Source organism: Streptomyces sp. NPDC054847, assembly GCF_053610925.1.
The window spans coordinates 1-21,933 of sequence record NZ_JBSGZJ010000068.1; the positions used below are offsets into that span (position 1 = coordinate 1).

Annotated in this window: 21 protein-coding genes; 9 read left to right on the forward strand and 12 right to left on the reverse strand. The window is 71.5% G+C overall.

The genetic code is table 11. The annotated features are described in order from the left end of the window. Window positions 1-146 precede the first annotated feature (146 nt). The 4 genes from ACWGH4_RS10740 to ACWGH4_RS10755 all read left to right on the forward strand — a co-directional run bounded on the left by ACWGH4_RS10740 (window position 147) and on the right by ACWGH4_RS10755 (window position 3,024). Window positions 147-1,856: an FAD-dependent monooxygenase gene (locus tag ACWGH4_RS10740; protein ID WP_453458391.1), complete on the forward strand. Its 1,710-nt coding sequence runs from the start codon at window positions 147-149 to the stop codon at window positions 1,854-1,856. A gap of 32 nt (window positions 1,857-1,888) precedes the next feature. Beyond that, window positions 1,889-1,975 carry a putative leader peptide gene (locus ACWGH4_RS10745; protein WP_312845644.1) on the forward strand — a complete coding sequence of 29 codons (87 nt, stop codon included), beginning with the start codon at window positions 1,889-1,891 and terminating at the stop codon, window positions 1,973-1,975. Between the two features lie 66 nt (window positions 1,976-2,041). After that, window positions 2,042-2,641, forward strand: coding sequence for a cysteine dioxygenase (locus ACWGH4_RS10750; protein WP_453458394.1), 600 nt, complete (start codon window positions 2,042-2,044; stop codon window positions 2,639-2,641). After that, window positions 2,638-3,024 carry a rhodanese-like domain-containing protein gene (locus tag ACWGH4_RS10755; RefSeq protein WP_453458397.1) on the forward strand — a complete coding sequence of 129 codons (387 nt, stop codon included), beginning with the start codon at window positions 2,638-2,640 and terminating at the stop codon, window positions 3,022-3,024. Before ACWGH4_RS10750 ends, ACWGH4_RS10755 begins: the two co-directional genes overlap by 4 nt. Window positions 3,025-3,069: 45 nt before the next feature. Here ACWGH4_RS10755 and recX read toward each other — a convergent pair whose 3' ends face one another. Next, window positions 3,070-3,642: a recombination regulator RecX gene (gene recX / locus ACWGH4_RS10760; RefSeq protein WP_441266694.1), complete on the reverse strand. Its 573-nt coding sequence runs from the start codon at window positions 3,640-3,642 to the stop codon at window positions 3,070-3,072. Between the two features lie 3 nt (window positions 3,643-3,645). After that, on the reverse strand, window positions 3,646-4,773 hold the full coding sequence (gene recA, locus ACWGH4_RS10765; RefSeq protein WP_453458401.1) for a recombinase RecA: 1,128 nt from the start codon (window positions 4,771-4,773) through the stop codon (window positions 3,646-3,648). A gap of 569 nt (window positions 4,774-5,342) precedes the next feature. Here recA and ACWGH4_RS10770 point away from each other — a divergent pair. Then, the gene (locus tag ACWGH4_RS10770; protein WP_453458404.1) at window positions 5,343-6,197 is read left to right on the forward strand and encodes an alpha/beta fold hydrolase; all 855 of its coding nucleotides are present in this window, start codon (window positions 5,343-5,345) and stop codon (window positions 6,195-6,197) included. 210 nt (window positions 6,198-6,407) lie between these two features. Here the strand turns inward: ACWGH4_RS10770 and ACWGH4_RS10775 are convergent, their stop codons facing one another. After that, window positions 6,408-7,580, reverse strand: a complete 1,173-nt coding sequence (locus ACWGH4_RS10775) for an AI-2E family transporter (RefSeq protein WP_441266717.1) — start codon at window positions 7,578-7,580, stop codon at window positions 6,408-6,410. Window positions 7,581-7,915: 335 nt separating this feature from the next. Beyond that, entirely contained in the window at window positions 7,916-8,110 is a 195-nt protein-coding gene (locus ACWGH4_RS10780; protein ID WP_159686234.1) for a DUF3046 domain-containing protein, read from the reverse strand. Between the two features lie 79 nt (window positions 8,111-8,189). On the opposite strand from ACWGH4_RS10780, the gene ACWGH4_RS10785 reads away from it, so the two are divergent. Beyond that, complete coding sequence (locus ACWGH4_RS10785) at window positions 8,190-9,125, forward strand: hypothetical protein (RefSeq protein ID WP_453458407.1); 936 nt, start codon at window positions 8,190-8,192, stop codon at window positions 9,123-9,125. Window positions 9,126-9,253: 128 nt separating this feature from the next. On the opposite strand, the gene ACWGH4_RS10790 is transcribed toward ACWGH4_RS10785, so the two are convergent. From ACWGH4_RS10790 to ACWGH4_RS10800, 3 genes are read right to left on the reverse strand one after another with little or no spacing between them, the layout of a single operon-like run. Then, window positions 9,254-9,562, reverse strand: a complete 309-nt coding sequence (locus ACWGH4_RS10790; protein WP_189474613.1) for an AzlD domain-containing protein — start codon at window positions 9,560-9,562, stop codon at window positions 9,254-9,256. Further along, the gene (locus ACWGH4_RS10795; RefSeq protein ID WP_453458411.1) at window positions 9,559-10,497 is read right to left on the reverse strand and encodes an AzlC family ABC transporter permease; all 939 of its coding nucleotides are present in this window, start codon (window positions 10,495-10,497) and stop codon (window positions 9,559-9,561) included. The genes ACWGH4_RS10790 and ACWGH4_RS10795 overlap by 4 nt, the downstream gene beginning before the upstream one ends. Before the next feature lie 10 nt (window positions 10,498-10,507). Continuing rightward, window positions 10,508-11,380: an AraC family ligand binding domain-containing protein gene (locus ACWGH4_RS10800; RefSeq protein WP_441266699.1), complete on the reverse strand. Its 873-nt coding sequence runs from the start codon at window positions 11,378-11,380 to the stop codon at window positions 10,508-10,510. Between the two features lie 92 nt (window positions 11,381-11,472). Here ACWGH4_RS10800 and ACWGH4_RS10805 point away from each other — a divergent pair, with 92 nt between their 5' ends. The 3 genes from ACWGH4_RS10805 to ACWGH4_RS10815 all read left to right on the forward strand — a co-directional run bounded on the left by ACWGH4_RS10805 (window position 11,473) and on the right by ACWGH4_RS10815 (window position 17,786). Beyond that, window positions 11,473-16,110: an ATP-dependent helicase gene (locus ACWGH4_RS10805; protein ID WP_453458414.1), complete on the forward strand. Its 4,638-nt coding sequence runs from the start codon at window positions 11,473-11,475 to the stop codon at window positions 16,108-16,110. Window positions 16,111-16,155: 45 nt separating this feature from the next. Next, a complete protein-coding gene (locus tag ACWGH4_RS10810) occupies window positions 16,156-16,959 on the forward strand; it encodes an Fpg/Nei family DNA glycosylase (protein ID WP_453458417.1) in 804 nt (267 codons plus the stop codon). Between the two features lie 65 nt (window positions 16,960-17,024). Next, window positions 17,025-17,786, forward strand: a complete 762-nt coding sequence (locus ACWGH4_RS10815) for an SDR family NAD(P)-dependent oxidoreductase (protein WP_453458419.1) — start codon at window positions 17,025-17,027, stop codon at window positions 17,784-17,786. A gap of 288 nt (window positions 17,787-18,074) precedes the next feature. On the opposite strand, the gene ACWGH4_RS10820 is transcribed toward ACWGH4_RS10815, so the two are convergent. The 5 genes from ACWGH4_RS10820 to rimO form a co-directional block, all read right to left on the reverse strand. After that, window positions 18,075-18,545 carry a Dps family protein gene (locus tag ACWGH4_RS10820; protein WP_453458422.1) on the reverse strand — a complete coding sequence of 157 codons (471 nt, stop codon included), beginning with the start codon at window positions 18,543-18,545 and terminating at the stop codon, window positions 18,075-18,077. 180 nt (window positions 18,546-18,725) lie between these two features. Further along, window positions 18,726-19,106 carry a helix-turn-helix domain-containing protein gene (locus ACWGH4_RS10825; RefSeq protein WP_005311156.1) on the reverse strand — a complete coding sequence of 127 codons (381 nt, stop codon included), beginning with the start codon at window positions 19,104-19,106 and terminating at the stop codon, window positions 18,726-18,728. Window positions 19,107-19,215: 109 nt separating this feature from the next. Next, window positions 19,216-19,725 (reverse strand): CinA family protein, encoded by a 510-nt coding sequence (locus ACWGH4_RS10830; RefSeq protein ID WP_453458426.1) that lies wholly within the window; start codon window positions 19,723-19,725, stop codon window positions 19,216-19,218. Continuing rightward, a complete protein-coding gene (pgsA, locus tag ACWGH4_RS10835) occupies window positions 19,722-20,387 on the reverse strand; it encodes a CDP-diacylglycerol--glycerol-3-phosphate 3-phosphatidyltransferase (RefSeq protein ID WP_159686267.1) in 666 nt (221 codons plus the stop codon). The genes ACWGH4_RS10830 and pgsA overlap by 4 nt, the downstream gene beginning before the upstream one ends. Then, window positions 20,384-21,880: a 30S ribosomal protein S12 methylthiotransferase RimO gene (rimO, locus tag ACWGH4_RS10840; RefSeq protein ID WP_453458430.1), complete on the reverse strand. Its 1,497-nt coding sequence runs from the start codon at window positions 21,878-21,880 to the stop codon at window positions 20,384-20,386. The genes pgsA and rimO overlap by 4 nt, the downstream gene beginning before the upstream one ends. Window positions 21,881-21,933 lie beyond the last annotated feature (53 nt).

The following is a 21,933-nucleotide window of genomic DNA, read 5'->3' on the forward strand; positions in this document are numbered from 1 at the left end:
GCGGTGGCCTGCGGGCCACCGCCCCTCGCCGCGTCCCGGTGGCGCTTGACGCGGGCACCGGCAGTGGGTTGCATACGTTCTGTGATCGCGCACCGGGCTCCAACCGCACTTCCCCGCACGACCCTACGGGCCCGAGGAGTCACGCCGTGGACCCGGTGATCGTGGTCGGCGCGGGTCCCGTCGGGCTGGCGCTGTCACTCGCCCTCGCGGCACAGGGCGTCCCTTCTGTCGTGCTCGACGAGGGCAACGGGAAGGACGAGCCGCGCCCGGCCCGCACCGTCGTACTCCGCCCCGACACGGCCGACCTCGTGTCGCGGCTCGGCTGCGGGGCCGTGCGTCACGAAGGCACCCGTTGGAGCGGCTGGCGCTCGATGCTGCGCAAGCAGGAGTTGCGGCAACTGCCCCTCGACGACGGCGCCGAGGACCACCGCCGGAGCGGCGGTCACCACTGGGACAGGGACGACACGTACGCCGGGGACGGACGCGACAACGCATACCAGCGGGGGGACAGGGGCGCCGGAGCCGACGGGGACCTGGCCGCGCCCCTTCACATCCCGCAGCACAGCCTCTCTCGTGGACTGCGTGAAGCCGCAGCGGAGCACCGGCTCGTACGGCTCGTGACCGACAGCCGCCTCGACTCGCTGGAACAGGACGCCGGCGGCGTGGGTGTGCACACCAGAGGGCCCTCCGCGACCTGGTGGCGGGGCAGTTATCTGGTCGGCTGCGACGGCGCGAGGTCCACGGTCCGCAAGCTCCTCGGCATCCGCTTCCCGGGCCGCACGGCGGTGGAACGTCACGCCGTGGCCGCGCTGCGCACCCAACTGCCCTGGCCCGGTGAGGCAGTGCTGCACCGTCAGCCACCGTGGAGCTCGGGCGGTGACGAGATCACCGCACGTCCACTGCCGGACGGTACGTGGCGACTCGACTGGCTGCTTCCGCCCCGCGGCGAACTGGTGACGCCGGAGGCCCTCGTGGCGCGGGTCCGTGACACTCTGGCCGGCTGGTGCGGCGACACGCCGCCGTACGAACTGCTCGACACCGGCGTCTACACACTTCATCACCGGCTCGCCCGGCGCTGGCGCGTGGACCGGGCCTTCCTCGCGGGCGACGCGGCGCACCTGCTGGGAGCCATCGGCGCCCAAGGGCTCGACGAGGGTCTGCGCGACGTGGACAACCTGGCCTGGAAGCTGGCGCAGGCCTGGCATCACGGGGCGTCACAAACACTGCTGGACAGCTATCAGGCCGAGCGGCGCACCGCCGTCGCCGCACGGCTGCGCGCCGCCGACCAGTCACTGCCGATACTGCGCAGCGGCAGCGGTCTGCGCATGTACCTTCCCGGGGCCGCCCGGGGACACGACGCGATGCTCACCGACGCGCATCTCGGGCGGGGGGCCCTCGGCGCACCGCCCGTCTACACACACTCACCGCTCACACCGGAGCCCACCGGTCCGCAGACCCCGGCGGGCACCGTGCCGGGCTCGCCGGTCGCCGATGTGCAGGTGACGGCTCCGGACGGCACCTGCGCCCGACTGCGGGACCGGCTGTGCCGGGGGCGCCTGCTGGTCGTGCTGGTGGCGCCCGGCACCGGCGTGTGGGACCGGAGGCACTGGGCCGGCGCGGGCATCATGCCGCGGCTGGAAACAGCGGTGTCCGGCCTTCCGGCACCGGCGGAACTGCTGGTGACGGAGAGCTACCCGGGCGCCTCCGCGCACACCGTGCTGCTCGTACGGCCCGACGGACATCTGGTGGCCGCATTCGCGGGGGTGCGGCCCGCCGAGCTGTACGCCGCCGCGGACATCGCGAGAGGAGGGGCCCCCGCCACGGCGGGCAGTGACCGTACTGCGGACATCGATTGATTCACGGTGTCCGGCGTGGTGTACTCCCGAGCATGAACGACACCGATGTGCGCCTGTGGCGGAGGGTCCATATGGACCTCGTCCGCTACGCGGGCTGCGTGTGTCGGCCGTCCTGCTGAATTCGCCTTCCCTTCGCGCCGTGGCCTCTGGCCCGTGCGCTCACCAGCGAACCCAGGACGGTTTCCGTGTCCCACCCTGCTCCGCTCCCCCCTGCCTCGGCGCCTTCGACTCCCGGATCCTCAACCGATCCCGTTCCCCTCACCGGTTCCTGGCCCGCCCCGAGCCTGACGGGCGCGCCGACCTCCGCCGAGCTGCTCGACTTCGTACGGCACGCCGCCGCCGACAAGGAACTGATCGCCTCGCTGCCTCTCGACCCCGAGGGACGCACCTGGCTGCGGCTCGAAGGGCCGCGCGGCAGTGAGGCGTGGCTCATCGGCTGGCCGCCCGGCACCGGTACCGGCTGGCACGACCACGCTGACTCCGTCGGGGCGTTCGCCACGGCGGAGGGCGTGCTGAAGGAGAACTCTCTCGCCGTACGGCTTCCCACCGCCGGCTGGAAGACGCTCGAACTCGACGACGGTGTGGACCGGGAGCGGCATCTGGCCGCCGGCCGGTCCCGCGCCTTCGGTACGCACCATGTGCACGAGGTGCTCAACGAGTCGTCCGCCGAGCATGCCGTCTCGGTCCACGCGTACTACCCGCCGCTGCCGCTGATGAGGCGCTACAGCCGGTCGGGGGCCGTTCTCCGTCTCGAGCACGTCGAGCACCCGGAGGACTGGCAGTGAGCGGGCCCCCGGGAATCGACGAGTACCTGGAGCAGGTACGGCGAGGGCTCGAACGGATCGGTCCGCAAGAGGCCTTCGAGGCGGCGGCCGAGGGAGCCCTGCTGGTCGACATCCGCTACCAGGCACTGCGCGAGCGCGACGGGCTGATCCCCGGGGCGCTGGTCGTGGAGCGCAATGAACTGGAATGGCGGCTGGACCCGCAAGGCAGTCATCGCCTCCCCCAGGCGATCGGCCACGACCTCCGGATCGTGGTCATCTGCAACGAGGGTTACGCCTCCTCCCTCGCTGCCTTGTCCCTGCACCAGCTGGGGCTACGGCGCGCGACCGACCTCGCCGGTGGTTTCCAGGCGTGGAAGTCGGCGGGACTGCCGGTCACGCGGTAGCCGCGGGCCCGGACGCGTCCCCGACCGGCCCCAGGTCCGGTATGTCTAGTGCCCCATGTCGTCCAGGTCCGCCGTGTCCTCGCCCTCTTCTTCGAGGGCGCGCCTCACCACCCGCAGGGCCATGCCCTCGGAGTAGCCCTTGCGGGCCAGCATTCCGGCCAGCCGGCGGAGACGACGGTCACGCTCCAGGCCCCTGGTGGAGCGCAGCTTCCGCGCCACCAGCTCGCGGGCCGTCGCCTCCTCCTGGTCGGAGTCGAGCTGCCCCACCGCCTCGTCGATCAGCGCCGAATCCACGCCCTTGGTACGCAACTCCCGTGCCAGGGCCCGACGGGCGAGGCCCCGGCCGTGGTGCCGGGACTCCACCCACGCGTCCGCGAAGGCGGCGTCGTTGATCAGCCCCACGTCCTCGAAGCGGGAGAGGACCTCCTCGGCCACTTCCGGTGGGATCTCGCGTTTGTGCAGCGCATCCGCGAGCTGTTTGCGGGTGCGCGGGGTCCCGGTGAGCAGGCGCAGGCAGATGGCCCGCGCCCGCTCCGCCGGATCCTTGGGTGACAGCTCCTTCTCGGCCCTCGACGAGTCGGGGCTGTCACCCGGCCATTCGGTACGCCGGGCGGCCATGTGCTACCCCTTGGCCGCCGCCGTCTTGGCCGCCTTCGCCTTGGACGCGGGTGCGGGCACGGACTTCGCCGTGTCCTCGGCCGGAACCGCTCCGGCCACCGCGTCCGCACCGGGCTCCGCCGCCGGGGTCTCCGGCCTGACGCCGACGCCGAGCTTCTCCTTGATCTTCTTCTCGATCTCGTTCGCGAGGTCGGGGTTGTCCTTCAGGAAGTTGCGGGCGTTCTCCTTGCCCTGGCCCAGCTGGTCGCCCTCGTACGTGTACCAGGCGCCGGCCTTGCGGACGAAGCCGTGTTCCACGCCCATGTCGATCAGACCGCCCTCGCGGCTGATGCCCTGGCCGTAGAGGATGTCGAACTCGGCCTGCTTGAAGGGTGGGGCGACCTTGTTCTTGACGACCTTGACGCGGGTGCGGTTTCCGACCGCGTCCGTGCCGTCCTTCAGGGTCTCGATACGGCGGATGTCCAGACGCACCGAGGCGTAGAACTTCAGCGCCCGGCCACCGGTCGTGGTCTCCGGGGAGCCGAACATCACACCGATCTTCTCGCGGAGCTGGTTGATGAAGATCGCGGTGGTCTTGGACTGGTTCAGCGCGCTGGTGATCTTCCGGAGCGCCTGGCTCATCAGCCGCGCCTGCAGACCGACGTGCGAGTCGCCCATCTCGCCCTCGATCTCCGCCTTGGGCACAAGGGCCGCGACGGAGTCGATGACGATCAGGTCGAGCGCGCCGGAGCGGACGAGCATGTCGACGATCTCCAGCGCCTGCTCGCCGTTGTCCGGCTGGGAAAGGATCAGGTTGTCGATGTCGACGCCGAGCTTCTTGGCGTACTCCGGGTCGAGGGCGTGCTCCGCGTCCACGAAGGCCACCGCCCCGCCCGCCTTCTGGGCGTTGGCCACGGCGTGCAGCGTGAGGGTCGTCTTACCGGAGGACTCCGGTCCGTACACCTCCACCACACGCCCGCGCGGCAGGCCGCCGACGCCGAGGGCGACGTCGAGGGCGGTCGACCCGGTGGGGATGACCTCGATGGGCTCGTTCGGCCGCTCGCCCAGCCGCATCACGGCGCCCTTGCCGAATTGGCGTTCAATCTGTGCGAGCGCGGCGTCGAGCGCCTTCTCGCGGTCGGTTCCTGCCATGGGTTCCACCCGATTTGCTTGTGTCGATCGCTTCACGTCAAAGACGCTAACCCCTGCCACTGACAATGGGCCCCGACGTCCGGCCGGCCTGTGGACAACTCGCGGGAGCGAGGGCCGGAATCCCATAAGAATGGATGTTCGATTTTACTGTCAAGCTCACCACGCGGCGGTCCGCGTAGCCGTGTGCGACCGGTGTCCGGTGGTCTGATCGGCGGGTCGTGGGTGGCGGTCGGACAGCTCGCGGACGTGTGTGCTGATCCGGACAGCGGCGCCGGCGTCCCTATGTCTCGAACCTTGATCATTGTCACCGAGCCTTGACGATCACTAGGTTTGTGCCTTCGAAGTTTGCGTGGCACGGGGGTGTCCGTGTGTCGGGGGTTGTGGCGGGGAGCACGGGTGCGAACGCGGATCCGGCTGTTCGGGGCGCTTGGTCTTGGCTCCTTCGAAGGCGCGTCCCGTGCGACGCCCGCTCCGGCCTTACTGAGACGTGCGGTTCGCGCAGGTGACGCGGGCCGGACCAGCGACGCGTGTGCCGCCGATGCCGTAGGCGTCAGAAAGTGAGTAGACAGATGCAACCGACGTTCGTACTGGTTCACGGAGCCTTCTCGAACTCCTTCTCATTCGCACCACTCCAGGCCGAACTCGGCCTCCTCGGGCACCGCTCGGTCGCCGTCGACCTGCCCGGCCATGGTTTCGGGGCGACCTACACGCGCGCCTACCAGGCGCCACAAGATCTCGAAGGGCTGGCCACGGCACCCGGCTCGATCAAGGGAGTCACACTCGCCGACAATGCCGCGCACCTGATCGGGATCCTCGAAAGGGCCAAGCGGAACGGGCCGGTGATCCTCGTCTCCCACAGCCGTGGCGGAATCACGGCCACCGCGGCAGCCAACGCACGGCCGGACCTGATCGACCGCGTCGTCTACGTCTCGGCCTGGTGTCCTGTCGATCTCGACGTCAGCGACTACTACGCCGAGCCGGAGATGGCCACGGTGGACGCCGCTTCCCTGGCCCTCGCCCTTGCCGGGAACCCGGCCGAACTCGGGCTGCTCCGCGTCAACTTCCGCACCGCGAATGAGGACGCCCTCGCTGCCCTCAAGGCGGCCTTCCTTGCTGACGGCACCGACGAGGAGTTCCTGACCTTCCTGAACACCTTCCAGCCCGACGAGAACCTGGACGTCGGCACCTCCGCCGACCGCGCGCAGGCCGAGACGTGGGGCCGCATCCCGAAGACCTACGTCCGCCTGGCCGGCGACACGAGCCTGCCGCTCGCCATACAGGACCGGCTGATCCGCGAGGGCAACGCGCTGACGCCGGACAACCCGTACGACGTCCGCACCCTTGCGGGCAGCCACCTGAAGTGGCTGGTCGACCCGGCACCAGCGGCCCGAGTCCTGGGGGAGCTCGCGGCACTGGTCGGATAGGGGGATCGAGAAGCGCACGGCCCGATGGCGACACCAAGGCCACGGCGGAGTACTCCATGCCGCCGTGGCCTGCCCCGCAAGACCCGGCCGTCGCCGCAGTGCGGCGCCTGGCCGCCACCGGGGCCGAGGCCGGCGTTCCCCGGCATCGGCTGCCCGAGGCGGGCCGCCGTCACAGCCGTGTGGTGCGTCTCAGGCTTCCGCCCGACGGGCTCAGGACCCGGAGCCGGCCTGCGGGGGCACCCCGCCGGGTGAGCCCTCGGATGTGGACGGAGCCTGCCGGCCGTTCCCCAACGCGCTGCGCACCCGCGCCAACCGGCTGCCGCCGTGCCTGCTGTGGGCGTGGACCCTCGGGTCGTCGGTCACCGTGTACCGCTTCACGTACGCCCCGAGGAAGGCCTGGAGCGTAGCGACCGCCGGGATCGCGATCAGCGCGCCGACCGCGCCCAGCAGGGCGGTACCCGCCACGACCGAGCCGAAGGCCACCGCCGGGTGGATGTCCACCGTCCTGGCGGTGAGCTTCGGCTGCAGCACGTAGTTCTCGAACTGCTGGTAGATCACGACGAAGCCGAGGACCCACAGGGCGTACCAAGGGTCGATCGTGAACGCGATCAGCATCGGCAGCGCGCCCGCCAGATACGTGCCGATGGTCGGGATGAACTGCGAGACCAGGCCGACCCAGACCGCGAGGGCCGGGGCGTACGGCACCCCGAGGATCTCCAGCAGGATGTAGTGCGCGACTCCGGAGATCAGCGCCATCAGTCCGCGTGAGTAGAGGTAGCCGCCGGTCTTGTCGACCGCGATCTCCCAGGCCCGCAGGACCTCCGTCTGCTTGGCCGGTGGCAGCACGGAGCACAGAGCGCGGCGCAGCCGGGGCCCGTCGGCCGCGAAGTAGAACGAGAACAGGAAGATCGTCAGCAGCTTGAACAGTCCGCCGAGCACGGTCGCCGAGACGTCCAGCACACCGGTGGCACTGTTCTGTACGTACTTCCTCAGCCAGTCGGAGCGCAGCAGGCTGTCCTGGACCTCGACCCGGGACAGTTCCGTCTGGAAGGTGCTGTTGATCCAGCGGATGACCGAGTCGAGGTACTGCGGGAAGTCCTCGACCATCTCGACGATCTGGCCGGCCAGCATCGAGCCCAGCAGTACGACGAATCCCACCCCCGCGACAAGCACCGCGAAGAAGACCAGGAAGGTGGCGAGGCCCCGGCGCATGCCGCGGGCCGCCATCCGCCCGACCGCGGGTTCGATCGCGAGGGCAAGGAAGAAGGCGATCAGAACGTTGATCAAGAGGCCGATGAGCTGGTGGAAGGCCCAGCTGCCGAGCTGGAAGCAGGCGTAGAGCGCCAGCGCGAGGATCAGCGCGCGCGGCAGCCAGCGAGGCATTCGGCCCGGACCGCCGCTGCCGGCATCGGCCCCGGGAGGCGGAGACGCCGGCGGGGCCGTGGGCGCCGTGGTGCCCTGTGCGGGGATCCCCGCCACGGCCTCGTCCGACGCGACCGCGTCCGGCGCGGTCCTCTCGTCAGCGGTCATGTCGTCAGCGGTCCGTCCTGTGCGGTGGCGTGTGCGGTCCGGCCGGTGCGGCCTCGTCCTGTACAGGCTCGTTTCCGTACGGGCTCGCCTCTGCGGCCCTGCCTCGTGCCGTCGTGTGCGTGCTGTCGGTACTGGCCATCGGCTCAGTGTGGCTCACCGGCGCGACCGCGAACCGCCGGCCCGGAGTCTCACCGCTTGTCCGCGGGAATGTCCATCGCGGCGCAGACGGCGCGCCACACGTCCTTCGCCTCCCAGCCGGCTGCCAGGGCCTCATGGATCGTGCGGCCGCCCAGCTCGGCCATCACATGGTCCCGTGCGAAGGAGTCCGCGTACGCCGCTCCGAAGTGGTCGGCCATGCGTTCCCAGAAAATCGTCAACCGCATGACCTCAGTATCCCGCTCCTGAGAGTGCAGCCCTGTCCGTCCGCCTTGCTGAAAGCCCTTTCCGCCCTACCGTCGGAACATGGCTGGAAACGGAGCAACCACCGACCCCTCCCCCGCGTCCGCACTGGCACGCGCCGAGCGCTTCATCTGGCTGACGGCCCGAGTGCTCGAGCAGCGGCGGTTCGCCTACCACTTCCTCGCGGGCCCCTCCGACCCGGTGGAGACGGCGCTGGCCGCCTACCTCAATGAGGACGGCGGCTACGGCCACGCCCTCGAGCCCGACCTGCGGGGCCCGATCAGCCAGCCCCTGCACACGGCGCACGCCCTGCGGGTGCTGGACTCCATCGGCCGCTGCGGTGGGCTCCGGGTGGAGCGGATGTGCCGCTATTTCACCGAGGTGTCCACACGGGACGGGGCACTGCCGGCCGTCCACCCGTCCCAGCGCGCCTATCCGGCCGCCCCGTTCCTCCCGATCGTCGACAACCCTCCGAGCGACCTGCTCGCGACAGGGCCGGTGGTCGGCCTGCTGCACCGCAATCAGGTGTGGCACGCATGGCTGTTCCGGGCCACGGACTTCTGCTGGTCGGCGGTCGACGCGATCGAGAAGTCGCATCCTTACGAGATCCAGGCTGCGATCGCCTTCCTGGACGGCGTACCGGACAGCACCCGTGCACAGGCCGCGGCGGACCGGCTGGGCGCGCTCGTGCGCGAGCAGCGGCTCGTCGCGCTCGACCCGGACCGGCTCGACGAGCAGCCGGTCGCCCCTGGCTACGCCCCCGGCGAGCACCATTTCGCCTACGACTACGCCCGCAGACCCGACTCCCTCGCCCGCCGCTGGTTCACGGACGAGGAGATGGACCGGGCCCTGGAGCACCTCTCGGCGGAACAGCAGCAGGACGGCGGGTGGCCCATCATCTGGCAGGAGTGGGCCCCCGGTACCGCTCTGGAGTCGCGGCCGTTCGTGACGATCGAGGCGCTGCGGACCCTGCGGGCGCACGGCCACCCCATCGAGTGAAGCGGATGCCGGTACGCGGACCGAGCCGGCCGCACAGGACGTCTGTCCGGCGCTCCGGCCGGGCAGGAACGACCGGCGTCCTGCCGCACAGGACCTTTCACCGGCGCGTCCCAGCCGCCGCGCCGGCCTCAGCCTCCCAGCGCCCGCACACCCGCCGTGACGGCCACCGCGACCCCGACCACCACCAGGAACGGGGCGCGCAGCAGCAGCGCCAGCGCCGCCGCACCGACTCCTGCGGCCCGTGCGTCGAGGACCAGCGACTGCCCCGTGCTGAACGTCTGCTGCGCCGTCAGTGCGGCCAGCAAAGCGACGGGCAGCAGGGCCGCCAGGCGCTGCACGAGCGGCCGTTCCAGGGTGTCGGCCGGCACCAGCAGGCCGACGAGTTTCACGAGATAGCAGCCGACCGCCGTCGCACCGATCGCGATCCAGATGCTCATCGTTCCCGCTCCTTCCGCCGTGCCTTCTTCGTCCGGCCCGAGCCGTCACGGGCCGGGCCGTCACCGCTCACGCCGTCGCCCATCGCGCGCCCCTTGAGCCACAGCACCGCGGGAGCGGCCACTGCCGCCACGAGCACCGGCACCCCGGCGGGCAGCACCGGCAGGAAGCCGAGGCCGAGGAGGACCGCGAGCCCGGCCACCGCGCGTTCGGTGGCGGTCCGCAGCATCGGGGCGAGCAGCGCGAGGAAGACGGCCGGGCCCGCCGCGTCGATCCCCCACGCGTCGGTGTCGCCGATGGCTTCCGCCCCGAGCGCCCCGAGGAGCGTGGTCAGGTTCCACAGCACGTAGAGCGTCAGACCGGTGACGGTGAAGCCGAGCCGCGCACTGCGCCGCGTCGGCTGGGCGAGCGCTACGGCGGTGGTCTCGTCGATGACCCAGTGCGCGGCGAGAGGCCGTACGAAGCGGGGCAGCGCGAGCAGTTGTGACAGCCGCAGCCCGTAGAAGGCGTTGCGTACGCCGAGGAAGAAGGCCCCTGCCGCGGCGGCGAGGGGATTGCCGCCGGCCGCGATCGCGCCCACGAGCGCGAACTGCGACGCCCCGGTGAACACGAGCAGGCTGAGCGCGCAGGTCTGCAGAAGGGTCAGGCCGGAGCCTGCCGAGGTCACACCGAAGGCGAAGCCGGAGAGACCGACGGCTATCCCGACACCGAGAGCGTCTCTGACGACGGCCGCGTCGGGCTTCGGTTCCCCGGGCGCGGAGGGTGCGTCCCCAGGGGCGGAAGACGAGCCTCCGGGCGCGGATCCGGAGCGCGGCCCGGCCGCGTCCCCGGATCCGGGCGTGGGTCCCTCGGTGCGCGCCGCGAGCGCCGTGGACGGCGCGGCGGTCGCGTAGGCCTCCCCGGCCGGTATATCTGGTCGAGCTGTCTGTTCTGCCACGTCAGGGACGTTACGCAGGGCTCCCGCCTGCGGTCTTGTACGTTCTTGCGCGCTCCCGGCGGTAGGCGCCCGGGGGAACGCCGACGATCCGGGTGAAGTGGCGGTTCAGGTGCGGCTGGTCGGTGAAACCGACCGCGACGGCCGCCTCCGACGGGGTCGTGCCGGCGTCCAGGAGGAGACGGGCACGCCGGACGCGCGCGTCCGTGAGCCAGGTGTGCGGCGGCAGCCCGTAGGCGGCCTTGAAGGCTCGGAGCAGTGCGAAGGGCCCGACCCCGACCTCCTGCGCCAGTTCCTCGAGGGACGGCGGATCGGCCATCCGCTCCTCGAGGAGCTGCTTCGCGGCAGCGGCTGTCCGCGCGCCCGCCGCCAAGGGCTTGCGCGCGGGGAGCGAGCGCCCGTGACGGCGCAGCAGTGTGGCGACGGTGACGCGCAGGACGCTGTCGGCGGCGAGGGCGTTGCCCGCCTCGGCCGCCCGGTGCACTTCGTGCACCAGCCGGGCGGTGTTCGGGTCCTCGACGATCGTCTCCGCGAAACCGGCCGTTCCGCGCAGCGTCGTCGTCTCCTCGGCGATCGTGGCGACGAGCTGCGAGGACGGGTAGAGCGTGGAGTACACCCAGCCTTCCGGCACACCGGCCTTCGCCGAGTGCGGCACCTCTGGGTTGATCATGACGACGGTGCCGGGCCGCGCCCGCACCGTGCCCTCCGGCAGGAAAACGTCCTCGATGCCGCGGCGGACGGCGCCGACGACGAATCCCTCATGACTGTGCCGGGAGAAGGAATGGCGCACGTAGCGGGCCCGCAGCAGATCGAGACCGGGCACGCCCGGGTACTGCCAGTGCCGTGCCCACTCGCCCTCCCTCTCCGGCGCGGCTTCCTCATCCATGAAGCCCATTCTGCTCCCGTGACCCGTCCGGCGGCCCGGCCGGTCCATGTCCTGGACAGGCGTTGTCAGTGGTCGGGTGCACGATGGTGGGCATGGCCAGGACTGCGCTCGACTCCTTCTCCCCCGCGACACGAGGCTGGTTCTCGGGGGCGTTCAGCGCGCCCACCGCCGCGCAGGAGGGGGCGTGGAAGGCCATCGGCGAGGGCTCGGACGTGCTGGTCGTGGCGCCCACGGGTTCCGGTAAGACGCTGGCCGCCTTCCTCGCCGCCCTGGACCGGCTCGCGTCCACGCCTCCGCCGGCGGAGGCGAAGAAGCGCTGCCGCGTGCTGTACGTGTCACCGCTGAAGGCTCTGGCGGTCGACGTGGAGCGCAATCTCCGCAGCCCCCTGACCGGGATCAGGCAGGAGTCGGTCCGGCTCGGCCTGCCGGAGCCGGAGGTGCGGGTGGGGATTCGCTCGGGCGACACGCCCCCCGCGGAGCGCAGGTCGCTTGTGACCCGGCCGCCGGACATCCTGATCACCACGCCCGAGTCGCTCTTCCTGATGCTCACCTCGTCCGCCCGGGAGGCGCTGGCCGGCGTGGAGACGGTGATCCTCGACGAGGTCCACGCCGTCGCGGGCACCAAGAGGGGCGCCCATCTCGCCGTGTCCCTGGAGCGTCTCGACGAGCTGCTGCCCCGCCCGGCCCGCCGGATCGGCCTGTCGGCCACGGTGCGGCCGGTGGACGAGGTGGCCCGCTATCTGTCGCCGCAGCGCCGGGTGGAGATCGTCCAGCCGGTGTCCGGCAAGGAGTTCGACCTCTCCGTGGTCGTCCCGGTGGAGGACCTGGGAGAGCTCGGAGGCTCGCCCGCCTCCGAAACCGGCGACGGGGTCGCCGAGAAGCCGTCGATCTGGCCGCATGTCGAGGAGCGCATCGCCGATCTCGTCCAGGCCCACCGTTCCACGATCGTCTTCGCGAACTCCCGCCGTCTGGCCGAGCGTCTGTGCAACCGTCTCAACGAGATCGCGTACGAACGGGCCACGGGCGCACCCATGCCCGAGGACGGACCGCCGGCGGAGATCATGGCGCAGTCCGGGGCCGCCCGGGGCGCACCGCCGCTGCTCGCCCGCGCTCACCACGGCTCGGTGTCCAAGGAGCAGCGGGCCCTTGTCGAGGAGGACCTGAAGGCGGGCCGGCTGCCCGCGGTCGTCGCCACGTCGAGCCTGGAGCTGGGCATCGACATGGGCGCGGTGGACCTGGTCGTCCAGGTCGAGTCCCCGCCGTCCGTGGCCTCCGGTCTCCAGCGGGTCGGCCGGGCGGGACACCAGGTGGGCGCGATCTCCACCGGTGTGGTCTTCCCGAAGTACCGGGGCGATCTGGTGCAGGCGGCAGTGGTCACCGAGCGCATGCGCAGCGGCTCCATCGAGTCGCTGCGCGTCCCGTCGAACCCTCTGGACGTGCTGGCCCAGCAACTGGTCGCGATGGTCGCCCTGGACAGCTGGCAGGCCGACGACCTGCTGGCGCTGGTCCGTCGTGCCGCGCCGTTCGCCTCACTGCCCGAGTCGGCCTTCACCGCCGTCCTCGACATGCTCGCCGGCCGCTATCCCTCCGACGCGTTCGCCGAGTTGCGCCCCCGCGTGGTCTGGGACCGGGTCGCGGGGACCGTCACGGGCCGTCCCGGGGCGCAGCGCCTCGCCGTCACCTCCGGAGGCACGATCCCGGACCGCGGCCTCTTCGGCGTCTTCCTCGCCGGCGCCGACCCCAAGAGGGGCGGTGGCCGTGTCGGGGAGCTCGACGAGGAGATGGTCTACGAGTCACGGGTCGGCGATGTTTTCACGCTGGGCACCACGTCCTGGCGGATCGAGGACATCACCCGCGACCGGGTGCTGGTCTCCCCCGCTCCGGGGGTGCCCGGGCGGCTCCCGTTCTGGAAGGGCGACCAGCTGGGCCGGCCGCTGGAGCTCGGACGGGCCGTCGGGGCCTTCCTGCGTGAGGTCGGCGGGCTCACCCCCGAGGACGGCCGGCTGCGCCTGCTGGCCGCCGGTCTGGACGCCTGGGCCGCGGACAACGTGCTGGCCTACCTCGACGAGCAGCGCCGGGCCTGCGGCCATGTCCCCGACGACCGGACGATCCTGGTGGAGCGGTTCCGGGACGAGCTGGGCGACTGGCGGGTCGTGATCCATTCTCCGTTCGGCGCCCAGGTCCACGCGCCGTGGGCGCTCGCACTGGGCGCCCGTCTCGCCGAGCGCTACGGCATGGACGCACAGGTGATGCACGCCGACGACGGCATCGTGCTGCGTCTTCCTGACGCCGACCTGATGGGGCTCGACCTGCTCGACCAGGACCCTGTGCACCTGGACGCCTCACCGGACGGGGCGTACGACAGCGAGCAGGCGCCCGTCGGTGCCGCCGACGCCGTCTTCGACAAGGGCGAGATCAGTCAGATGGTGACGGACCAGGTCGGCGGATCCGCCCTGTTCGCCTCCCGGTTCCGCGAGTGCGCCGCCCGCGCGCTGCTGCTGCCGCGCCGCAGTCCCGGCAAGCGCACCCCGCTGTGGCAGCAGCGGCAGCGCGCCGCCCAGTTGTTGCAGGTGGCCAGTGAGTTCGGTTCGTTCCCGATCGTCCTGGAAGCGGTCCGCGAGTGCCTGCAGGACGTCTTCGACGTCCCCGGGCTCACCGAACTGATGGGTGACATCGAGTCCCGCCGCGTCCGTCTGGTCGAGGTCACCACCCCCGAGCCCTCCCCCTTCGCCCGCTCCCTGCTGTTCGGCTACGTCGCCCAGTTCCTGTACGAGGGGGACTCGCCGCTCGCCGAGCGCCGGGCCGCCGCCCTGTCCCTGGACTCCCGGCTGCTGTCCGAGCTGCTCGGCCAGGCGGAGCTGAGGGAACTGCTGGACGCCGATGTGCTCACCGAGCTGGAGCGGGAGCTGCAGTGGCTGACCGAGGAGCGGCGGATCAAGGACGTGGAGGGTGTGGCCGACCTGCTGCGCGTGCTGGGTCCGCTGACCGAGGCGGAGCTCGTGGAGCGCGGGAGTGACCCCGCCTGGCCGCAGGAGCTCGCCGCGTCCCGTCGCGCGATCCGTGTCCGCATCGCCGGCGCGGACCACTGGGCGGCGGTGGAGGACGCGGGACGGCTGCGCGACGCGCTGGGCACGGCGCTGCCCGTGGGCGTCCCGGAGGCATTCACCGAGCCGGTGAAGGACCCGTTCGGTGACCTCCTCGCCCGGTTCGCCCGCACCCACGGCCCCTTCACCTCCGCCCAGGCCGCCGCCCGCTTCGGCCTCGGCGCGGCGGTTACCGACGGCGGACTCCAGCGGCTCGCCGCGAGCGGCAGGGTCGTACAGGGCGAGTTCCATCCCGCCGGCATCGGCCAGGAATGGTGCGACGCGGGCGTGCTGCGCCGGCTGCGCAGGCGTTCCCTGGCCGCGCTCCGGCACGAGCTGGAGCCGGTGCCGCCCGCCGCGCTGGCCTCCTTCCTGCCCCAGTGGCAGCACCTGGGGAGCAGCAGCCTGCGCGGCATCGACGGCCTCGCCCGTGCCATCGAGCAACTGCAGGGCGCCTCCGTGCCGGCTTCCGCCCTGGAGAAGCTGGTCCTTCCGTCCCGCGTCTCCCACTACAGCAGCACACTCCTGGACGAACTGACCACGAGTGGCGAGGTGTTGTGGGCGGGTGCCGGTGCCCTGCCCGGCAAGGACGGCTGGGTCTCGCTCTATCTGGCCGACGCCGCCCCTCTGCTGCTGCCTCCACCGCACCCGCTGGAGCTGACGGCGCTGCACGAATCGGTACTGACCGCCCTCTCCGGTGGATACGGCCTGTTCTTCCGCCAGATCGCCGACCAGGTGCGCGCCACCACGCATCCCGACGCCACCGACCCGCAACTGGCCGACGCCGTCTGGGATCTGGCCTGGTCCGGCCGGCTCACCAATGACACGCTCGCACCGCTGCGGGCCATGCTCGGCTCGGGCCGCACGGCGGGCTCCACCGCCCACCGCGCCAGGCGCACCGTCCCCCGCGGCCGCTACGGAAGCCTGACGGCGGCGGCCCGTCCCGCCTCCCGCACCGGTCCTCCCACGGTGAGCGGCCGCTGGTCGCTGCTGCCGTCCCTCGAGCAGGATCCGACCCACCGGGCGCACGCCCTGGCCCGGACCCTGCTGGACCGCCACGGTGTGGTGACGCGGGGCGCGGTCGCGGCGGAGGGCGTGGAGGGCGGCTTCTCCGCCGTGTACCGCGTCCTGTCGGCCTTCGAAGACAGCGGACAGGCGCGCCGTGGATACGTCGTCGAAGGGCTGGGCGCAGCACAGTTCGCGATGGACGGCGCGGTCGACCGTCTGCGAGCGGCGTCCTCCGCGCGGGACCGTGCCGAGGGACAGGCCGCGCCCCGCGCGGTGGTGCTGGCCGCTGCCGACCCCGCGAACGCCTACGGGGCGGCGCTGCCCTGGCCGGAGCCGCCGGAGGGCGCCGGGCACAAGCCGGGCAGGAAAGCGGGTTCCCTGGTGGTCCTGGTCGACGGGGAGCTGACGCTGTACATGGAGCGCGGCGGCAAGACGCTGCTCGCCTGGGCCACCGACCCGGATGCGCCGGCGCTGCACGCGGCGGCCGGCGCGCTCGCCGCCGCGGCCCGCGAGGGCGCCCTCGGCACGGTCACGGTGGAGCGCGCCAACGGGGCCCCGGCCCTGACCGCGCCGCTGGCCCGCGCCCTGGAGAGCGCCGGGTTCCATGCCACACCGCGGGGGCTGCGTCTGCGCCCGTGACCGGCACACCCCCGCCCGGCCCGCCCGTCGCGCATCATGGGTGCCATGCCCGAAGGAGACACCGTCTGGCTGACCGCCCACCATCTGCACGAGGCGCTGGCCGGCCAGGTCCTGACCCGCTCCGACCTCCGTGTTCCGCGCTTCGCCACGGCGGACCTGACCGGCCGGACCGTCCTGGACGTGACCCCGCGCGGCAAGCATCTCCTCACCCGGTTCGAGGGCGGGCTGACCCTGCACTCGCATCTCGGCATGGACGGCTCGTGGCGCGTCTATGACGTGAGTGCGCGTTGGAGCGGCGGCCCGTCGCACCAGATCCGCGCGATCCTTGGCAACGCGGCCCGCACGGCCGTCGGATACCGCCTGCCCGTCGTCGAGCTGCTCCGTACCACGGAAGAGGAGGAGGCCGTCGGCCACCTCGGGCCCGACCTCCTCGGCCCGGACTGGGATGCCGAGCGGGCGGTGGTGAACCTGCTCGCCGACCCCCTCCGGCCGCTCGGGGAGGCCCTCCTCGACCAGCGGAACCTCGCCGGGATCGGCAATGTCTACAAGTCGGAGCTGGCCTTCCTGGCCCGCGTCACACCATGGCTGCCGGTCGGCGAACTGCCGACCGGCATTCCCGAGCGGCTGGTGGCCACCGCTCAGCGGCTCCTCGAGGCCAACAAGCAGCGCTTCGACCGGCGCACCATGACCAGCGGCCGCAATCCCTCCCAGAAGCTGTACGTGTACGGACGCGAGGGCCGCCCGTGTCCGCGCTGCGGTGCGCCCGTGCACAAGGCCGACCAGGGGGAGGTGGGCCGTGAGCGTCCGACCTACTGGTGCCCGCGCTGTCAGACCGGCCCCACGCCCTGACGAAACGGCCCCTGACTAGGCCCATGTAGTTGACGACCCGTCAGATATGGTCGTACGTTCCCCGTATGACCCTCGCGGCGTACGACCTCACCGGCCGCACCGCTTTCGTCACCGGAGCGGCAGGCGGGATCGGTCGCGCCTGTGCCGTGCTGCTCGCCGAGGCCGGGGCGGTGGTCCACTGCGCCGACCTCGACAAGCAGGGTCTCGCCGGGACCCGCTCCCTGATCGAGTCCACCGGGGGCAAGGCCCTTACCCACACCGTCGACGTCACCGACCGCACAGCCCTGGACGCGGCCGTCGCGAGCGCGGACCGCCTCGACGTCATGGCCGCCGTCGCCGGGATCATGCACACGAGCCAGGTCCTCGAGACCCGGGACGAGGACCTGGACCGCGTCATGGCCGTCAATTTCAAGGGTGTGCTGCACGCGTGCCGGGCGGCGGCCCGCGCCATGATCCCGGCGGGCGGCGGCTCCATCGTCACGATGGCCTCCGGCGCGGTGGACGCGGCCAACGCCGGCCTGCTCTGCTACAGCGCGTCCAAGGCCGCTGTCGTCCAGCTCACCAGGACGCTCGCGACCGAACTGGGCCCGCACGGGATCCGCGTGAACGCGGTCGCGCCGGGCTGGGTGCGGACACCGATGACCGACCGTCATGAGAACGGTCTCCAGCACAGAACGGAGACCGCGATGGCGCGACTGTCACCCCTCGGCCGCGTGGGCGAACCGGCGGACGTGGCCCACACGGTGCTTCATCTGGCTTGCGACGCCTCGTCGTTCACTACGGGTCAGATATGCCGTCCGAACGGTGGCGTCGTGATGCCCTGGTAGCCCGGCGGGCCGCCGTCGCATGGACCGGGAGCAGGCTGAGTCCCCAACCACTCGCGGCCACCGCCCCTTCGACGACGCCGGAGTGCTCCGGGACCAGGGCGAGCCGAAACACGGCCCACCACCACAAGCCGCCCACCACGAGTCCGAGCGCGACAACGGGCACGAGGACCGCCCCGCGTACTGCCATGGCTGCCTCCTCCGGCCCACGCTAATGCGCCGCAGCGGGCCGCGGGGAGGGCGCACGGTTGGACGACCCGGCGCGCGCGGACAGCGATCCCGCGCTCGGCGTCACGCGTTCTCCGCTTGGAACATCCAGGCGTGCTTCTCGAGGTCCGCGGTGAGCTGGATCAGGATGTCCTGGCTCACCGGGTCCGGTTCGGCGGTCGCCTCGATGCGCTCACGCATGTGCCCGATGACGGACCCCAGGGAGTCGATCATGGTCCGCACGACATCGACGTCCTTGATCCAGCCTTCCGGAACGGAGCCGATCGCGCTCCGGGCGGCCACGGTCGCCGCCCGCCCGTCAGGTGCCACGCCGATCGCCGACGCCCGCTCCGCGACCATGTCGGAGTGCTGCCGTGCGGTGTCGACGACCTCGTCGAGCTGCAGGTGCACGGACCTGAAGCGGGGGCCGACCACGTTCCAGTGCACCTGCTTGGCCACCAGGCCGAGGTCCACCAGATCCACCAGCGCACCCTTCAGCGCATCGCCGACCGTCTTGAGGTCCGCATCGGACAGAGTGCTCTTCACGACAGACATCCACGTCCTCCACTCGGTTCGCCGACTACCGTCCACGATTACATAACTACCGAAAAGAGCCATTCGGGACAGGTGGTCAAGCACTGCGCCTGACCAAGCGAAAGGCCCTGACCGGTAACGGGTACCGGTCAGGGCCCAGCTCAAACAGAAATGCCGTGCGGGATGGTGCAGGACCCGCGATCAGGCGGCGACGACGTCGACCGCTTCCGCGGGTGCCTTGATCGTCACACGCTCGGTCGGCACACCTGCCACCGACGTCACGGAGACGGAACCCAGCATGGGACGTACCGGTGCGGGCACCTCGCCGGCGGCTGCCGACTCGGCCAGTTCGGCCAGCGACAGTTCGTCGCTCACTTCACGCATGAGCTCGGACATCCGTACGTCAAGCGCGTCGCAGATCGCGGAGAGCAGCTCGGAGGATGCCTCCTTCTGCCCCCGCTCCACCTCGGAGAGATAGCCGAGCGAGACTCGGGCGGACGAGGAGACTTCGCGCAGAGTACGGCCCTGGCGCTGGCGCTGCCGACGCAGCACGTCACCAAGCAGGCGACGGAGCAGAATCATCGGTGGCTCCCTCCTCGGACCGCGTAGCCGCATCCTTCACGCCCCACCGTACCGCCTTGCGCGGCGGCCGTGCGGGGAGCGATGTCGTGTTCACTCAGGGCTGCAAACATCAATTCCCCCCGTTCTGTTCCGTATCCTGTGCCCGCGCGTTCTCGCGCAGTTCCTCGAGGAGCAGCTCCAGCACGCTCCGTACACTCTCTCTACGGATTTCCCCGCGGTCGCCGTTCAACCTCAATGCGGCCACTTTCCCGGCTCCCGCCGGTCCCGCGACAGCCACATATACCGTCCCGACGGGCTGCCCGTCCTGCGGATCGGGGCCCGCCACTCCGGTGGTCGCCAGCGCCCAATCGGCTCCCATGACGTCCCGGACACCGGCCGCCATCTGCGACGCGACCTGCGGATCGACCGCTCCGCGCTCCGCCAGAAGGACACCGTCGACGCCGAGAACATCCCTCTTGAGGGTGGTGGCGTACGCCGTGACGGAACCGCGGAAGACTTTCGAGGCTCCGGGCACCGAAGTGATCTCCGCGGCCACGAGACCGCCCGTGAGGGACTCCGCGGCGGCCAGGCTCTGACCACGCTCCGCAAGCAGTGCCAGGACTGCGGCGGCCCCGCTCACTTCGAGGAGCCCGCCCCGGCCCGCTCGGCGGCGAGCCCCTTGCGCCTCAGCACGATCGCCTGCCGCACGTAGTCGAGGCCGGTGACGACCGTCAGCACCACGGCGAGAGCCATCACCCAGAACCGCAGCGTCGCCAGCGGTCCGGTGAGCGCCAGCACGTACATGCCCACGGCGGTGCCCTGCGCGAGCGTCTTCATCTTGCCGCCGCGGCTGGCCGGGATCACCGCGTGCCGGATCACCCAGAACCGCATCAGCGTGATCCCGAGCTCACGGAAGAGGATGACTCCGGTCACCCACCACGGAAGGTCGCCGAGCGCGGAGAGGCTGATCAGCCCCGCGGCCATGATCGCCTTGTCGGCGATCGGGTCCGCGATCTTCCCGAAGTCGGTGACCAGGTTGTACGTGCGGGCGAGGTGCCCGTCGAAGATGTCGGTGATCATGGCGACGGCGAACGCCGCCCATGCCCACGCCCGCCAGGCGGGGTCGTAGCCGCCGTCCTGCAGCAGCAGCACGACGAAGGCCGGCACGAGGACGAGCCGCACCATGGTCAGGATGTTGGCGATGTTCCACAGGCTGGCCTGATTGACGGCCGCAGCGCCCAGCTTGCCGCCGGGCGCCGGCCTTCCGGTCCCGCCCGCCGCGGATGCCGGCACTCCGGTCATCTGCCCGCCTCCTCGTCAGGGGTCCGGGAGCCGACCCCCAGGACCTCGCAGTACTCGGCCACCAGGTCGACGCCCTCGGTGCCCACGACCTTCGCCACGACCATACGACCGGGCTCGAGGCCCTCGCTCGACGTGAAAACGACCTGGCCGTCGGTCTCCGGCGCCTGATGAGCGGCACGTCCCACCGCGCCGTCCTCTTCGTCGACGGACTCCACCAGTACCTCGAGGGTCTCACCCAGGCGCTCCTCCGCCCGCTGCGCGGTGAGCTCGTCGGCGATGCGCGACATGTGCTCGAGCCGCTCCGCGATGACGTCGGCGTCCAGCTTCCCGTCGTAGGTGACGGCCTCTGTGCCCTCTTCGTCGCTGTATCCGAAGACCCCGATGGCATCCAGGCGCGCGGCCGAGATGAAGCGTTCCAGCTCCGCGAAGTCCGCCTCGGTCTCGCCCGGGAACCCGACGATGAAGTTCGAGCGCACACCGGCCTGCGGAGCCTTGCCTCGGATGGTCTCCAGCAGCTCCAGGAATCGCTCCGTGTCGCCGAAGCGGCGCATCGCGCGCAGCACCCCGGGCGCGGAGTGCTGGAAGGACAGGTCGAAGTAGGGAGCGACCTTCGGGGTCGAGGTGAGGACGTCGATCAGCCCGGGGCGCATCTCGGCCGGCTGCAGATAGCTGACGCGGACCCGCTCGATGCCGTCGACGTCCGCCAGCTCGGGCAGCAGCGTCTCGAGCAGACGGATGTCGCCGAGGTCCTTGCCGTACGAGGTGTTGTTCTCGGAGACCAGCATGATCTCCTTGACGCCCTGCTCCGCCAGCCAGCGCGTCTCGCCGAGGACATCGCTCGGGCGTCGCGAGATGAAGGAGCCGCGGAAGGACGGGATGGCACAGAAGGAGCAGCGCCGGTCGCAGCCGGAGGCCAGCTTCACCGAGGCGACGGGGCTCGTGCCGAGGCGGCGGCGCAGCGGCGCGCGCGGGCCGGACACGGGGGCGACGCCCTCCGGGAGGTCCTCGGGCGCCGGGGCGGCGTCACCGTGGCCGGGCAGGGCCACGTCGGTCGCCTGCTGCCGCTCGACGGGGCTCAGCGGCAGCAGCTTGCGCCGGTCGCGGGGGGTGTGGGCCTCCACGCTGCCGCCGCTCAGGATCGTCTGGAGGCGGTTGGAGATGTCGGCGTAGTCGTCGAATCCGAGGACGCCGTCGGCCTCCGGGAGGGCCTCCGCGAGATCCTTGCCGTACCGCTCCGCCATGCAGCCGACGGCGACGACGGCCTGGGTTCTGCCGTGATCCTTGAGATCGTTGGCTTCCAGGAGGGCGTCGACGGAGTCCTTCTTGGCGGCTTCGACGAATCCGCAGGTGTTGACGACGGCGACGTCGGCGTCGGAGGCTTCCTCGACGAGCTCCCAGCCGTCCGCTGCCAAGCGGCCTGCAAGCTCCTCCGAGTCCACCTCGTTACGGGCGCATCCGAGAGTGACAAGGGCGACGGTACGGCGTTCGGGCATGAGCTCAAGACTACTTTGTCCCGGCGCGGGCCCCGGCCGCGAGGGTCGGGGGC